General features: G+C 38.8%; 14 protein-coding genes. All 14 read left to right on the plus strand.

Translation table 11 applies throughout. The features are described 5' to 3' along the window. The coding region (locus tag QZ548_RS02375; RefSeq protein ID WP_295867950.1) for a bifunctional N-acetylglucosamine-1-phosphate uridyltransferase/glucosamine-1-phosphate acetyltransferase at positions 1–784 on the plus strand (784 nt) is incomplete at its 5' end. 139 nt (positions 785–923) lie between these two features. Further along, positions 924–1,877, plus strand: coding sequence for a ribose-phosphate pyrophosphokinase (locus tag QZ548_RS02380; RefSeq protein WP_295867952.1), 954 nt, complete (start codon positions 924–926; stop codon positions 1,875–1,877). A gap of 10 nt (positions 1,878–1,887) precedes the next feature. After that, on the plus strand, positions 1,888–2,466 hold the full coding sequence (gene pth, locus QZ548_RS02385) for an aminoacyl-tRNA hydrolase (RefSeq protein WP_119206863.1): 579 nt from the start codon (positions 1,888–1,890) through the stop codon (positions 2,464–2,466). A 58-nt stretch (positions 2,467–2,524) separates the two neighbouring features. Continuing rightward, positions 2,525–4,006, plus strand: coding sequence for an aminotransferase class I/II-fold pyridoxal phosphate-dependent enzyme (locus tag QZ548_RS02390; RefSeq protein ID WP_295867955.1), 1,482 nt, complete (start codon positions 2,525–2,527; stop codon positions 4,004–4,006). Positions 4,007–4,008: 2 nt separating this feature from the next. Continuing rightward, entirely contained in the window at positions 4,009–4,695 is a 687-nt protein-coding gene (locus tag QZ548_RS02395; protein ID WP_295867957.1) for a thymidylate kinase, read from the plus strand. Positions 4,696–4,770: 75 nt separating this feature from the next. Continuing rightward, positions 4,771–5,811 carry a DNA polymerase III subunit delta' gene (locus QZ548_RS02400; protein WP_295867959.1) on the plus strand — a complete coding sequence of 347 codons (1,041 nt, stop codon included), beginning with the start codon at positions 4,771–4,773 and terminating at the stop codon, positions 5,809–5,811. Beyond that, positions 5,812–6,657 (plus strand): stage 0 sporulation family protein, encoded by an 846-nt coding sequence (locus QZ548_RS02405; RefSeq protein WP_024064291.1) that lies wholly within the window; start codon positions 5,812–5,814, stop codon positions 6,655–6,657. Further along, positions 6,650–7,375, plus strand: a complete 726-nt coding sequence (locus QZ548_RS02410) for a tRNA1(Val) (adenine(37)-N6)-methyltransferase (protein WP_295867962.1) — start codon at positions 6,650–6,652, stop codon at positions 7,373–7,375. The genes QZ548_RS02405 and QZ548_RS02410 overlap by 8 nt, the downstream gene beginning before the upstream one ends. Then, complete coding sequence (gene rsmI / locus QZ548_RS02415; RefSeq protein ID WP_295867964.1) at positions 7,365–8,213, plus strand: 16S rRNA (cytidine(1402)-2'-O)-methyltransferase; 849 nt, start codon at positions 7,365–7,367, stop codon at positions 8,211–8,213. The genes QZ548_RS02410 and rsmI overlap by 11 nt, the downstream gene beginning before the upstream one ends. Positions 8,214–8,247: 34 nt before the next feature. After that, on the plus strand, positions 8,248–10,194 hold the full coding sequence (gene metG, locus QZ548_RS02420; protein ID WP_295867969.1) for a methionine--tRNA ligase: 1,947 nt from the start codon (positions 8,248–8,250) through the stop codon (positions 10,192–10,194). Further along, positions 10,194–10,964, plus strand: a complete 771-nt coding sequence (locus tag QZ548_RS02425; RefSeq protein WP_295867972.1) for a TatD family hydrolase — start codon at positions 10,194–10,196, stop codon at positions 10,962–10,964. Before metG ends, QZ548_RS02425 begins: the two co-directional genes overlap by 1 nt. Before the next feature lie 194 nt (positions 10,965–11,158). Next, a complete protein-coding gene (ppx, locus tag QZ548_RS02430; RefSeq protein ID WP_295867975.1) occupies positions 11,159–12,706 on the plus strand; it encodes an exopolyphosphatase in 1,548 nt (515 codons plus the stop codon). After that, positions 12,706–14,271 carry a Ppx/GppA phosphatase family protein gene (locus QZ548_RS02435; protein ID WP_295867977.1) on the plus strand — a complete coding sequence of 522 codons (1,566 nt, stop codon included), beginning with the start codon at positions 12,706–12,708 and terminating at the stop codon, positions 14,269–14,271. Before ppx ends, QZ548_RS02435 begins: the two co-directional genes overlap by 1 nt. Continuing rightward, positions 14,261–16,378 (plus strand): polyphosphate kinase 1, encoded by a 2,118-nt coding sequence (gene ppk1, locus QZ548_RS02440; RefSeq protein ID WP_295867980.1) that lies wholly within the window; start codon positions 14,261–14,263, stop codon positions 16,376–16,378. The genes QZ548_RS02435 and ppk1 overlap by 11 nt, the downstream gene beginning before the upstream one ends. The last annotated feature ends 73 nt before the right edge of the window (positions 16,379–16,451 follow it).

Raw genomic sequence — 16,451 nt, forward strand, 5'->3', positions numbered from 1 at the left:
TATTACAGATGTAGTTGGTATTCTTGTAAATGGTGGCGATAAGGTAAGCGCTTATATGACTGAAAACTTTGAAGAATCATTAGGCGTAAATTCTCGTTTGCAATTGGCTGAAGCAGAATCCATTTTAAAACATCGTAAAAATGTAGAATTAATGACTGCTGGTGTAACGATTATTGACCCTGATAATACCTATGTAGCACCAGAGGTTACTGTGGGGGCTGATACAATTCTACATCCTGGTACCGTTTTAGAAGGCAATACGGTTATTGGTGAAAATTGTGAAATTGGACCTCATACACGATTGACGAATGTAACTGTTGGCAATAATACAGTAATTCATTTTACCTATGGTCATGACTGCGAAGTAAAAGATGGCGTAGATATTGGTCCATATGTTCATTTGCGTCCTAATACGGTTATTGGCAACAAGGTTCATATTGGTAATTTTGTTGAGGTTAAAAATTCCAATGTTGGGGAAGGCACCAAATTCCCTCATCTATCCTATATTGGCGATAGTGATGTAGGTTCTGGTGTCAATATCGGTTGCGGTACAATTACGGTAAATTATGACGGAAAAATCAAGCATCGTACAACTATCGGAGACGGTGCATTTGTAGGCTGTAACAGCAATTTGGTAGCACCTGTTACAATTGGTAATTATAGCTATGTAGGTGCAGGTTCTACGATTACAAAAAATGTTCCTGATAAGGCATTAGCTGTAGGTCGCAGTAAGCAAATTGTGAAAGAAAATTGGGTTACAGATGATACTTTCAAAAAGAAATAAGAATTTATCAAAAATTTTTCACACAAGATAGGAAAAATAGTATACAATAATAAGGCAATAAGGTTGTATATCTGTAATATTTCGTTACATATACATTGAGTAACTAACTAAGATTACGGAGAAATGAAAGGGTATCAAAATGGCATTTGAAGACGGCAAAAAACTTAAGATTTTCACAGGTAACGCAAATCCAGAGTTGGCAAAGGAAATTTGTGATTATTTAGGTTTGCCTTTAGGTGAAGCATTTGTAGGTCGCTTTAATAATGGCGAAGTACAAATTATGATTGATGAAAGCGTACGTGGCAAAGATGTATTTATCATTCAACCAACTAGCTATCCTGTAAACGACAATTTGATGGAATTAATGGTTATGGCTGATGCGTTGAAACGCGCTTCTGCACGCCATATTACTGCTGTAGTACCTTACTATGGCTATGCTCGCCAAGACCGCAAGACTCGTGGTCGTGAACCAATTACTGCAAAATTAGTAGCAAACTTGATGCAAACTTCTGGTATTACACGTCTTGTAACAATTGACTTGCATGCAGGTCAAATCCAAGGCTTCTTTGATGTGCCAGTAGATCATTTATATGGTGCATCCATTTTAGCTAAATACATTAATGAAAAAAATCTTGAAGATGTGATTGTTGTATCTCCAGACCTTGGCGGTGTAACTCGTGCTCGTGATTTGGCTGACCGCATCGGTGCGCCGATCGCAATTATCGAGAAAAAACGTCCTGAACCAGGCGTAGCTAAAGTTATGAACCTTATTGGCGATGTAAAAGGTAAAAACTGCATCATCGTTGACGATATTGTAGATACAGCAGGTTCCCTTGTAGAAGGCGCTAAAGCATTAGAAGAATTTGGTGCAAAATCTGTTATGGCTGCTGTTACCCATGCTGTATTAACAGATCCAGCAAGTGAACGTATTGCAAACTCTAACATTAAAGAGCTTATCGTAACAAACACAATGCCATTACCAGAAAATTGCAAATTAGACAATGTAACTCAATTATCTGTAGCTCCATTATTGGGCGAAGCAATTATGCGTATCTTTCATGAAGTTTCAGTAAGTAATTTATTTGATAAATAATAGGTGATTCTTGAAATTAGTAGTAGGCCTTGGTAACCCAGGCAAGCAATATGAAGCGACAAAACATAATATTGGATTTATGGTTATCGATGCCATTGCCGATAGCGTACCTCACACGCCTTGGAAAGAGGAACAACGTGCAGAGGTGTGCAGTATTACTGTAGATGGTGAGAAGGTATTGCTTGTAAAGCCACAAACATTTATGAATGCCAGTGGTGAGTCTGTCGGTCCCTTGATGCGGTATTATAAGATTGACCCATCTGATGTGTATTGCATTTATGATGATATGGATTTACCGGTAGGCAAATTACGTATTCGACCAAATGGTAGTTCTGGTGGGCATAATGGGATTAAATCCTTGATTTCCCATATAGGCACAGAAAACTTTCCGCGTTTCCGCGTAGGCATTGGCCGTCCATTACCACAATGGACTGTCATTGATCATGTGTTAGCACCATTTAGTGAAGAATCACAAGAGAAAGTACAAAAGGGTATCAAGAATACTGTGAAAGCTGTATTAGGTACTTTAGAGGTGGGCATCGATAAAGGGATGAATCAGTTCAATCCTAAGCGTCGTCCGCAACGATAAATAACATGCATAAGGGCATGAGTCTCATTGAGATTCATGCCTTTTTTACGAGGTAAATATGAGTAATCAAGAAAGAATGCCTTTTGTAGAGGCCTTAGAATCATATAAAAAACAACATTTTGTCCCTTTTCATACACCAGGCCATAAGATTGGTGTAGAAGCACCTCAACTACTAAAAGACTGGATGGGACCGGCACTACCCTATGACTTAGGTGTTATGTATGCCTTAGATGATTTACATGAACCTGAAGGGGAATTAAAAGAGGCTCAGGACTTAACAGCACGGTTATATGGTGCTGATCATTGTTGGTTCTCCATTAATGGTACTACTGCTTTGATTGAAGCGATGATTATGGGCACTGTAGGTCCTGATGAAACGATTATTATTCCTCGAGAAGCACATCGTTCCGTTATTAGTGGATTAGTGTTATCTGGTGCGAAGCCTGTTTATATGGATTGCCAATTTGATGATCGGTGGGGGATCCCTTTAGGTGTATCAGAGGGGGATGCTATTAAAACCATGGATGCTCATCCAGAGGCTAAGGCGATTCTCTTAGTGTATCCAAACTATTATGGTGTAGGTATAGATATTGTAAAGATCGTAAAAGAAGCGCATAAACGAGGGATGGTTGTTCTTGTTGATGAAGCGCACGGACCTCATTTACCATTTTCAGAAAATTTACCTGTTGAAGCCATTGCGGCAGGTGCAGACTTAGTGGCACAAAGCACGCATAAATCGGTAGGCTCTTTGACGCAAACCTCTTGGTTATTAGGCCAAGGGGATAAAATCAATCAGCGTCGCATTACGCAAATGCATCAAATGCTACAAAGCACTAGTCCCAATTACATATTCCTTGCCTCTTTAGATATGGCGCGTCATCAATTAGCCACTGAAGGTGAGGCGCTAATAAGTCGAACCGTAGAATTGAGCCTATATTTGCGTAATGAGCTCAATAAGATTTCAGGTATTACTACTATGGAATATATAGACATTCAAGAACGAGTAGTAAACTATGATTGTACAAAAGTACTAATTGATGCTAAAGCACTTGGACTGACAGGTATTGAGTTTGAACGGATGTTACGAGATCATTGTATTGAGGTAGAGTTAGTGCAAGCGCACCATGTGTTAGTGCTCATTACTATTGGCGATACAAAAGAGTCTGTAACGTCTCTCATTCTAGCAGTACAAGCTATAAGTGATACGATATTACATACATCTAAAGTAGCTAATAGTAACGTGGTGGAGAATGCAGAAAATCTTAGTAAAGATTCTTCATTGCTACCAAAACCTATTGTGCGTGTAACTCCTCGCAATGCTATGTATGCTAATCGTGTGCAAGTGCCTTTACGAGATGCACTGCATCGTATTGCAGGAGAGACTATTGCTTATTATCCACCAGGGATTCCTTGTGTGGCGGTAGGTGAAGAGATTAGCTCCTCTGTGTTACAATATATAGAGAATCGGAAGGCTCTAGGGTATGTACCGAATGGAGCCGATGATATGACATTAGAAAAGATCTGGGTGTTACAGGAGTAATTATGGGGACTTTAATCATATTAGAAGGCGGAGATGGTAGTGGTAAAGCTACGCAAACTAAACTATTAGTAGAACGCTTAACCAAGGAAGGGCATGCAGTAAAATCTGTAAGCTTCCCAAACTATGATAGCGGCGCTGCTATGCCTATCAAAATGTATTTAGCCGGTGAATTTGGCAAAGATGTACATGATGTAAACCCTTATGTGGCAAGCTCTATGTATGCCATAGATCGCTTTGCATCCTTTAGAACTGATTGGGAAGAGTTCTATAAAAATGGGGGCATCATCATTGCAGATCGTTATACGACGTCTAATATGGTGCATCAAATGGTAAAATACGACGATCCTAAAGAGCGTACTATTTTTTTAGATTGGCTTGAAGATTTTGAGTTCCAAAAATTTGGTTTGCCTATACCTGATGCGGTATGTTTACTAGATATGCCGCTCGAAGTGAGTGAAGCCTTAATGGCTGAGCGCACTGGTAAAACGGGTGGTAATACAGGAGATATTCACGAAGGAAATCATCAATATTTAGTAGCTGTTCATGATGCTTATGAAGAGCTAGTAGAACGCTATCAATGGCACCGAATTCCTTGTGCCACAAAAGATGATTCTAGTCAATATGCATTGCGTACCATTGAAGAAATTCATAACGATGTATATCAAGCAGTAGTAAATCTACTGCCTTAAGATAGGGCGACTCTTTTAAAAGTCGCCTTTTTCTTATATAATATTAATATTGAGCATGTATTGATAGGAGGGGCTATGACATATTTTGATTCTATAATTGGTCAAGATTCGATCAAGGCACACCTATCGGAACTTGTAAGTCGCAATGCATTGCCACATAGCCTTTTGTTTTATGGTGAAGCAGGTCTTGGCAAGCTAGATATGGCAATCGGTTTGGCATCCTTATTATTAGGACGTCAAGTATTCTCTCAACCCAAGGGAGAATCGTATTTAGCTGACGTTAAAGAAGCACGTCTTGCTAATGGTGAGACTGAAAAACGTATTGAAGCAGAAGGTTTGCCTATCTATATGGATAAGGGCGATGCCTTTTGGATTCGTCCTATGAAGACGACACTAAAGGTGGAACAGTGGTATTCCTTATTACAAGACCATCTGTCTGTGGCCGGAAATGGTAACCGTGTAGTTATTGTGGAGGACTTTCACACGGCTAACGCAGTCATGGCAAATGCTATGTTAAAAACCATTGAAGAACCGCCTGAACAGGTGTATTTCATCATAATTACGAACAAGATTAACACTGTGTTACCAACTATCATTTCTAGATGTATGGGCGTTGGCTTTAATAGTGTTGATGTAGATACGATTCGGAAGGCTCTCGTAGCACGAGGGGTTACCGGTGATATAGAACAAGCTCTATTAGCTGGTCACGGCAATCCACAGTTAGTGGAGAAACTAGCCACTCAAGGTCGCATTGAGATGCTAGAGTTAGCTGTTAAGGTAATGGACATGCTCGCCTTTGAAACAAGATGGTTTTCTATGATTTCTCTAGCTTGTGAAAGTTTACCTCGTGAAAGTCTAACAGAATTGATGCATTGGTTACGTCTTGTAAGTAGAGATATGATGGCTCTTAAAATGGGGGCTCAAGACGGACAATTACAAGTACCTATGTACAAAACTCAATTATTACGATTATTACCGCGCTGGTCTATGCAAGCATTGTCTCAGGTCATTACTGAAACATTGCAAGCGGAACGGGCTTTGCGTTTACATATAAAAACCGCTCTCGTGGTGGACGGTCTTAGTATCGCCCTTCATGATGCTCGGGAGGAGGATTAAATGCTAACCATAGTTGGCGTACGCTTTAAAAAGGCTGGGAAGATTTATTATTTTCTGCCTGAACAATTAGAACTATCCGTTGGTGATGGGGTTATCGTTGAAACGGCACGTGGCGTTGAATACGGTACAGTTGTGATCGGACCAAAAGAGGTCTTTGAAGATACTGTTGTAGCTCCTGTTAAGCCAGTTATTAGAAAGGCGACACCAAAGGACTTAAAACAAATTGAGAAGAATAAAGAGCGCGAAGAAAAAGCCTTTGATATTTGTCTCGAAAAAATCGAAAAACGTAAGTTACCTATGAAACTTATCAATGTGGAATACACATTTGATATGAATAAGATTATATTTTTCTTTACCGCTGATGGTCGTATTGACTTCCGTGAGCTTGTTAAGGATTTAGCAACAGTATTTAGAACGCGCATCGAGTTGCGTCAAGTCGGTGTCCGCGATGAGGCTAAGGTTTTAAATGGTATCGGCGCTTGTGGTAGACCTTTATGCTGTTCTAATTTTTTAGGTGATTTTACACCTGTTTCGATTCGTATGGCTAAGGATCAAAACTTGAGCCTAAACCCTACAAAGATTTCTGGTGTTTGTGGTCGTTTGATGTGCTGCCTCAATTACGAAGATGATTTGTATAAAAAAGGTGGCGATCTATATGTGAAGAAGGAACGCCCCCAAGCCCCTCAAGATGTGGCTCCTCCAGGTATTGGTAAGGAGGTCGTGACCGATGAAGGCATTGGTAAGGTCTTGAAGGTAAATCATCACAAGCATACTGTAAAGGTACAGCTTGAAGCAGGTCGCACCATTGATTTGAAATGGTCCGAGGTGGCATTGCCTGATGAATGATCAAGAACGACTTGATGATTTAATTATAGATGGCTTACAGCTTTATCAGCGTACTGATATGTTTCGCTTTTCCTTTGACGCTATTGCGCTCATTCACTTTTGCCATTTTAACGGTCGTCATACCTATGTTGATCTAGGCACGGGAACGGGTGTTATGCCACTCATTGGTACGTCATTAGGAGCGGGCCATATAACGGGCATTGATATAAATAAGACTATCATTGAGTTGGCTCAACGTAGTGTGGAATACAATCATAAACAAGATAAGGTAACGATATTATGTGGCGATTATCGTCATATGTCGTATCGAGATATCCAAGATAAGCCCTTTGACGGCGTTATTGTAAATCCCCCTTTTTATGACTGTGAAAGCGGTGCAAAGCCTACATCTGAAGAACGGGCCTTGGCACTTTATGATGAACATACCTCATTAGAAGATGTTTTGAAGGCTGTACAATCTTTTATTAAGTACAAAGGGCGCTTGTGGATGATTTATAGTGCTAGTCGCTTACAATATGTGCTACATGAACTGGAAGCAGCCAACTTTCAAGCTAAGCGCATTCGGTTTATCCACGGTATGGTAGATAAGCCGGCAAAACTTGTGCTAATAGAGGCTCTCTATCAAGGACAGACTGGCCTTGTATTAGAACCACCACTCATCGTTTATGAGAAACCAAATGTGTACACAAAGGAGGTGGCCTCTTGGTATGAACGATAACGAATGGGGCACCTTATACTTAGTGCCTACACCGATTGGTAATTTAGAAGATATGACGTATCGCGCAGTTCGTATCTTAGGCGAAGTAGATGCTATCGCTGCTGAAGATACGCGTCATACGGGTATATTATTAAAACATTTTGATATTAAGAAGCCTTTGATTTCGTATCATGAACATAATAAGGAAGAAAAGGGTACTTATATTATGGAGCTTTTATTAGAAGGCCAGTCCATTGCTTGCGTTAGTGATGCGGGTATGCCTGCTATATCTGATCCAGGGGCTGACCTAGTAACGAAGGTTATTGAAAAAGACATAACGGTAGTACCATTGCCTGGTGCTAATGCGGCACTGACCGCACTCATTGCATCTGGCTTAGATACTAAATCCTTTACTTTTGCAGGTTTCTTACCGAAGCGGGGTAAACATCGAGTTGAAGAATTACAACGACTTTCACAAGTAACGGGGACCTTGATGTTTTATGAAGCACCCCACCGATTGCAAGAGGTCTTACAAGATATGTATGAAGCCTTTGGGAATCGATCCATAACGGTGGCAAGGGAATTGACGAAGAAGTTTGAAACCTTTGTGCGCACCGATTTGGAAAACCTTGTAAATGATTTGGATCAGCTCACCTATAAAGGGGAATTTGTTCTCATCGTAGGTGGCGCTGATACGATTGAGTCCGATACTAGTGAAGTTTCGGGTGAACCAGTATCGTATGTAGATGCTGTACAAGCCCTTGTAGATACAGGGATACCTAAGAAAGAAGCAATTCGCCAGGTGGCAAAACGTTTTAACGTTTCCCGCCGGGATGTATATAATATTGTAGAACGTTAAACCTTCCCATTCGAAGGTTAGAAGGAGACTCATCATGGGAGACACAAAAAAAACGTATTATATTACGACACCAATTTATTATCCAAGTGCTAAGTTGCACATTGGTCATACCTATTGTACATCTGTAGCCGATACAATTGCGCGCTTTAAACGCTTAGCTGGCTATGATGTGCGTTTCTTAACTGGTTCTGATGAACACGGTCAAAAAATTCAACGCGCTGCAGAAGCACAAGGTATTACACCTCTTGAATATACTACAAATATCGTAAACGGCTTTAAAGCATTGTGGGAAAAAATGCATATTTCCAACGATGACTTCATTCGTACTACTGATGAACGCCATGAGAAGGTAGTACAAGAGCTTTTCACTAAAGCGTATGAAAAAGGCGATATTTACAAGGCTGAGTATGAAGGTTGGTATTGTACACCTTGTGAAACATTCTGGACTGAGCAAAAGCTAGGTGAAAATCATACATGTCCAGATTGTGGTCGCCCCGTAGAGCGCGTTAAAGAGGAAAGTTATTTCTTCAAACTCGGTAAATATACAGATCAATGGTTGAAATTTATCGAAGAAAACCCTGATTTTATTCAACCTGAATCTCGTCGTAACGAAATGATCCAATTCGTAAAACAAGGCCTTGAAGATTTAGCTGTATCTCGTACATCCTTTGACTGGGGTATCAAGGTACCATTTGATCCTAAACATGTCGTATATGTTTGGTTCGATGCATTAGTAAACTATATTAGTGCGCTCTCTCCATTTGATGGTGATGGTGAATTATATAAAAAATACTGGCCAGCAGATCTTCACTTAGTAGGTAAGGAGATTGTACGTTTCCATACAATTATTTGGCCTATGATGCTCATGAGTCTTGAGTTGCCATTACCTAAAAAGGTATTTGGCCACGGCTGGATGATCGTTGACGGCACTAAAATGAGTAAATCCTTAGGTAATGTTATCGATCCTATTCCATTAATCGATACATATGGGGCAGATTCCTTACGTTACTATTTATTAAGTGAAATTACGCTCGGTAATGATGGTAACTTTACATTGCCTAACTTTGTGACAAAAATTAATGCCGATTTATCCAATGATTTGGGTAACTTGTTGAACCGTACCATTGCTATGATTGAAAAATACCATGGTGGTGTGATTACAAAATGCAATGATATGGATGATTTGGACCGTGATGTATCTACATTAGCTGTTCAAACTGCAAAAGAGTTTGAAGCAGCCATGGAAAATATGGAACTTAATAAAGCAATCAAAACTGTATGGTCCTTTATTGGTCGCATGAATAAATATATTGATGAAACAATGCCTTGGGTATTGGCTAAATCTGAAGATGCTCATGACAAAGCACGCTTGCAATCTGCTATGTATCACTTGGCAGAAGCATTGCGTATCATTGCAATCTTAGTAAGTCCTGTTATCCCTGTAGGTGCTCCAAAAATCTGGGACCAATTAGGACTTGCAGGATTTACAGATGCTACTCTTGAGGATGCAAAAGTTTGGGGCTTAATTCCAACAGGTACAAAGGTTGTAAAAGGTGATCCTATTTATCCACGTTTTGAAATTCCTGAAATGGTAGAAGTTGTTGTGGAAGAGAAGATTGAAGAAGCTGTAGACACATCTAATATTCCACCATTAAAAGAAAATATTACGTACGATGATTTTGAAAAATTAGATCTTCGTGTAGCAAAAGTTGTAAGCTGTGAAAAGGTTCCTAAGTCCAAGAAATTATTGAAATTCGTATTGGATATCGGTATTGAAGAACGCACAGTATTAAGCGGTATCTCTCAATATTATGAACCAGAAGCTATGGTTGGTAAAAAGGTAATTTACTTGGCTAACTTGGCTCCTAAGAAGATGATGGGCATTGAGTCTTATGGCATGATTCTATCTGCATCTGATTGGGAAGAACATTTAGAAGTAACCAATATCGAATCTTTACCAGCAGGAAGTGTGGTTAAATAATGAAACTCTTTGATTCGCATGCTCATGTAAATGACGGTCGTTTTGACAACGACCGTAATGAGATGTTACAAGCTTGCTTTGATGCAGGCGTAGAATATATTATGATTCCAGGGGTCGACCGAGGTACTGTTGAATCAGGACTAGCTTTGGCGGAACAGTATGATTGTTTATATGCCGCTGTAGGTACACATCCTCATGAGTCTAAAGATTTTACAGAAGAAGACTATGAGTTCTATAAAGATCAAGCCCTTAATAATGATAAAGTACGTGCAATCGGTGAAATTGGCTTAGATTATTACTACGATTTTTCTGACCGTGAAACACAAAAACGCGTATTCATTCGTCAATTAGAGCTTGCTCGTGAAGTAGATTTACCAATTATCATTCATGACCGCGATGCACATGGGGATATTATGAATATCTTGCGCAATGAAGGTAAGGATAATTGGGGCATTTTCCACTGCTACTCTGGTAGCTGGGAAATGGCAAAAGAAGCTATTAAATTAGGTTTCTACATATCCTTTGCGGGCCCTGTAGTATTCCCTAAGTCTACAAACCTTAAAGAAGTAGCTAAACAAGTACCGTTAGATCGAATTCTTATTGAAACAGATTCCCCATATTTGACACCACCACCATTTAGAGGCCGTCGCAATGACCCAAGCAAGACTCAGTTTGTAGCAGAGGAAATTGCTGGCCTTAAAGGTATGAATGTAGATGAGTTTTGTGAGATTACCTATAATAATGGTAAACGTGTATTTGGTATTGAATAATTTTGATGTTAGTCAACATAAATGCTGGTAAATAAAATATTGTAAACGTCTAATGACATTGTTCTAATTCTTAGGATATCTATTCAGAATCATCAATTATAAAACGCGATTCTCCCTTAGCGGTGAGAATCGCGTTTTTCTATGGTATACTAAAGTATATTCATACTGAACTATAGTAAGTCGAGGTTAGTAGCATGAAACGTATTGCATTTATAGATTTAGGATCCAACTCCGTTCGTTTTGTTATCTATGAGATTTCTAAGACCGGTAGTTATCGTCTCATATATCAAGAAAAAGAGAGTGTCCGCTTAAGTGAAAATATGTGGGGCACTCATGAGTTAACAAAAGAGGCAATGGAGCGCTCTCTGCGTGCTCTAAAAGGCTTTGTTCATATGGCTGACGCTATGGAGGTAGATACCATAAAAGCTGTTGCTACGGCTGCAGTACGTCTAGCTAAAAATGGGGATACTTTTATTAAAGCCGTAAAAGAACGAACAGGTCTAGATTTAGAATGTATTGCTGGAGAAGAAGAGGCTCGCCTTGGATTCCTTGGGGTTATCAATACGATTGGTCTTAAAGATTTTATTATCTTTGACCTCGGCGGTGCTAGTACGGAGGTAACGCTAGTAAAAAATAGACATATTGTGAAAGCTGTCAGTCTACCTATAGGGGCACTTACCTTAACTGGAACCTATCAAAAGGGAGATGAGTATACCCCTAAAGAACTAGAAAAAATGACGAAGGCCGTAAAGAAAACCATTAAGGAACATTCATGGCTTCATAATGTGAAACTTCCTCTATTAGGTATTGGCGGTACAGCTCGTAATATCGCGAAAATAGATCAACGTAAGCTATCATATCCAATTACAAAACTACATAACTATGAGTTACCATATCATAGATTTCATGAAATCTTAGAAGATGTAAAAGGTAAATCCTTAGAGGCCCGTAAAAAAATTAGTGGCTTATCATCGGAACGTGCAGATATTATTATTGCAGGACTTACCATCGTGGATGAGCTATTTAACTATGTAAATGCTAAAACCCTTGTTGTAGGTGGCTGTGGTTTGCGTGAAGGTTTATTCTACGATTATTACGGTGAGCACTATTTAGGCGGAAATTCTATTATCGATGATATTCTAGTTCATTCTGCAGAGAATGTACTATTAGGTATGACAAAGCATGAGCTCGTGCATGCCAAGTATATTACAAAATTAGCCACTACTTTATATGATGCATTAGAACCACTCCATAAGGCAGATAAGAATTTTAGACGATGTTTGATTGCAGCGGGGTTGTTGCATGATATAGGTAAACGAGTTAATTATTATAGTCATGCTCGTCATGGCTGCTATATGCTCGTCAATAGTAATTTATATGGGATTTCTCATGTTGAACAGGCGTTTAGTGCATTCTTAGTCATGAATTCTCATGGGTTGACGCCAAAGGAATATAAGAATTTCTTATATGGTAAATTGTTAGATCAAGAACAACACGTATTGGGTCAAAAGCTTTCTATTATTTTAGCGATTGCAGAGGCTCTTGATGAAAGCCATGAACAATTTATCAAACAGTTAGAGGTAAATATTAAATACACTAGTGTAGTCATAAAAGTGTTCTATTTAGAAGGACGCGATGTGAGTGTCACTAGAACGGCTGTAGAAAAACTTTCAAAATCATTCAAAAAAGAATTCAAGAAATCCTTAGAAATAGAATGGCATGAATCTCGTAAGGAGGCATAATGGCATTACCAAAAACATTACGATATGCAGTACTACATGTGGGATCTAGTAGCATGAGTATTACCATATTAGAATATAAAGGCATAGACGATGTACGTGTTATCGATTATGCGGCGCGGGAGGTAACCTTTGGGGAAGAATTATTTCAAACATCTCGCTTGAGCTTTAAAACAATTGAAGAAATCTGTCATATTTTAAAAGGTTATAAGCAATTAATGGCAGATTATGGCGTGAGTCGTTCTAAACTATATGGTACGACCGTAATACGCGAAGCCGCTAATCGTCGTAGTATTCTAGATCAAATCTATATTCAAACGGGGATGCGCGTTGAGGTCATCGATATGCCGAAAGAGGTATATTACAAATATGCTTTGTTATATTACAAGATGACGCATCAATATAAACTGACAGATCCTACTAAGGCAACATTATTCTTGGATATTACATCTGGTGGGGTAGGCTTAACGGTTTGGCGTGGTGAGAATTTATTGTTCCAACGCAATATGCATAGTGGGTCCTTACGGGTTATGGAGTCATTTAATCGAAATCAACGATCTTCCATATCATTCCCAAGGGCTATTACAGAATACTTACATCGTATGATTGGCCCCCTTCGTGAAGAATTACAAACTTTCAATATTAATAGTATCGTCTTATCTGGTGATGAGGCGCAATATATGACTCATTTAATGGGACAAGAAAATAATAAAGAAGACATTATTACTATTGAGCCAGAACGATTTAAAGGGCTTATCAATTCTTTTGACGGTGTGACAGCTACCAAGTTGATGAATCGTTATAAATTACCTGAATACAAGGCAAATATTTTAATGCCTACCATGATTTTATTTAATGAAATCATTACGGCCATAGAGCCTAAATCATTAATTTTCAGTAGCTTTTCATTCTCTCAAGGCATTAGTTGGTTCTACGGTGTGGAAACGGAGAATAATCCATTTATGTATCAATTGCGCGAACAGAATGCACAGTTAGCTCGTGCAGTTGCTGCAAGATATCATACAGACCGAATTCATGATGCCGAGGTAGAGCGATTTAGCTCCTTATTCTGTAAAGCATTACGACATAAAGGATTACCAGAACGGTGGGGCTATCTATGTCGTATTGCAGCCATTCTTTGTTCTGTAGGCAAGTTCGTTAATTTACGAAATCATGGAGAGCATGCGTATCACATTGTAATGGGAACCGATATATTTGGACTTTCAGAAGAAGAAAAACAAGTAGTTGCTAATGTTGTATATTACCACTACAAGGGAACTCCCAATGATGATGATGCGTATTTTAATGCTTTAACAGAATTACAAAAAATTCAAGTTACTAAGCTGGTAGCCATCATTCGGGTTGCTTGTGCACTCGATGCAGGTAGTAACCAAAAAATCTCTGAAGTAACATTAGAAGAACGAGATAATGTACTTTATGTATTCTGTCGTACTAATGAGGATATTTCATTAGAATGGTGGACCTTTGACCGTGATTCGGAATACTTTACAGAGGTATTTGGTATGGAAATCGTACTAGTAAGGGGAGGGGATCGTCATGTTCAGTAATGCAAAGTATTATTTTAACCGTGAATTATCTTGGTTAAAGTTTAATCAGCGTGTTTTATTAGAGTCTATTGATACTAATACTCCTTTATTAGAACGACTTCGATTTATTGCTATTGCTAGCTCTAATTTAGATGAGTTCTTTATGATTCGTGTGGCTGGGTTACGTCATCAAGTGGTCAATGGTATTGTTAAGTACGATGCGGCTCATATGGATGCTAAGGCACAGTTAAAGGCTATTGATGAGTCTGTACAGCGCCTCGTATCCATGCAAAGTACATATTTAAAGAATGTATTGTGTGAATTAGAATCTCATGGATTTTATTTTACCTATCCAGATCAGTTAGATGTAAAATCAAAGGCTTGGTTACGGCACTATTTTGAAGAACATATCTACCCGGTTGTAACTCCTCTAGCCGTTGACTCTGGACATCCATTTCCATTTTTAACAAACCATACTATTAATGCTATTGTACGTATTTTTCAAGTATTGCCAGATGGTACAAAAGATTATAAAATCGCAATCTTACCAATTCCGTCTGTACTAAATCGTATCATTGAAATACCTAGCCGTAGCAATAAGGAACATCGCTTTGTATATTTGGAGGATGTGATTACATATTATGCTATTCAATTCTTCCAAGGTTATGGTATAGAAGATTTTATGGTGTTCCGTATAACTCGTGATGCGGATTTAGAAATTGATGAAGAAGAAGCAACAGATTTGCTTTCTGAGGTAGAAGCATCTTTGCGTCGTCGACGTCGTGGTGATGCGGTACGATTAGAGGTTTGTGGTGATGTAAAGGATAATCTGTTAGACTTTGTACTCACCAGTGTTGAATTAGAGCCAAAGGATGTATATCGTATAGATGGTCATCTTGATTGTCGTATGTATTTTGATTTCTGTAACTATCCAGGTCTAGATCATCTTCGTTATGCTCCATTTGAACCTAAACTTCCTAGTGAATTAGTAGATCATGAAGGGGAAAGTCTATTCTCTGTTATTGGAAAGCAAGACTTATTTGTTCACCATCCCTTTGAGTCTTTTGCGGTGGTAGAACAATTTATAGCACAAGCAGCTACAGATCCAGATGTATTGGCTATTAAACAAACTTTATATCGCGTCAGTGGCGATTCGCCTATTATAGCTTCACTTATAAAAGCGGCCGATAATGGCAAGCAAGTAACCGTACTTATGGAGGTTAAAGCACGGTTTGATGAAGAAAATAATATTCATATGGCACGCCGCCTAGAAAAGGCTGGATGTCATGTTATTTATGGTTTGAAAGGTCTTAAAACTCACTCCAAGATTACCATGGTTGTTCGCAGGGAAGATGCCGGTATTAGACGTTATGTTCACCTAGCTACAGGTAACTATAATGGCAAGACAGCACGAATGTATACGGACTGTGGCATATTCACATGTAATGACGAATATGGTGACGATGCATCTCGTTTCTTTAATTTAATTTCTGGTTATTCTGATCCTCCAATTTGGAATAAATTTATTGTAGCCCCTTTAAATTTGCGGGAAAAAATAATGGAATTAATTGACCGTGAAATCGAATTCGCAAAACAGGGAGAAGAGGCTTATATCATTGGCAAAATGAATTCCTTGCTCGATAAAGAAGTTATTGCTAAACTATATGAAGCCTCTGCGGCAGGTGTTCGCATTGATCTCATCGTTCGTGGCATCTGTACACTACGACCTGGCATTGTAGGTGTTAGTGATAATATAACGGTTCGTTCTGTCGTAGGGCGTTTTTTAGAACATCATCGTTTATTTTATTTCCGTAATGGGGGAAATGAAAGTCTATTCCTATCTAGTGCAGACTGGATGCCACGGAATCTAAATGAACGTGTAGAACTTATGATTCCTATTGAAGATAAACGTCATAAGGAGCGCGTTAAAGGTATTTTAGATTTATATTTAGAAGATACCTTAAAAGCTCATATTATGAGAGCAGATGGCTCGTATCGTAAAATTAATGATAGAGAACATCCAATTTCTGCTCAAGAGGAACTTATGAAAGAAGCTATTGCTCGAGAACACAAGGAATCGATGACCGTCATTGAGCGTTTACAACCAATGTTTAAGATGAATAAATGATGAAATTCATACATAGTGTTGAATGATGAATTTTAATACATTTATATAATACTGAAAAAGCCTGTTTTTACAG

This window comes from uncultured Veillonella sp. (assembly GCF_915069625.1).
Taxonomy (GTDB): Bacteria; Bacillota; Negativicutes; order Veillonellales; family Veillonellaceae; genus Veillonella.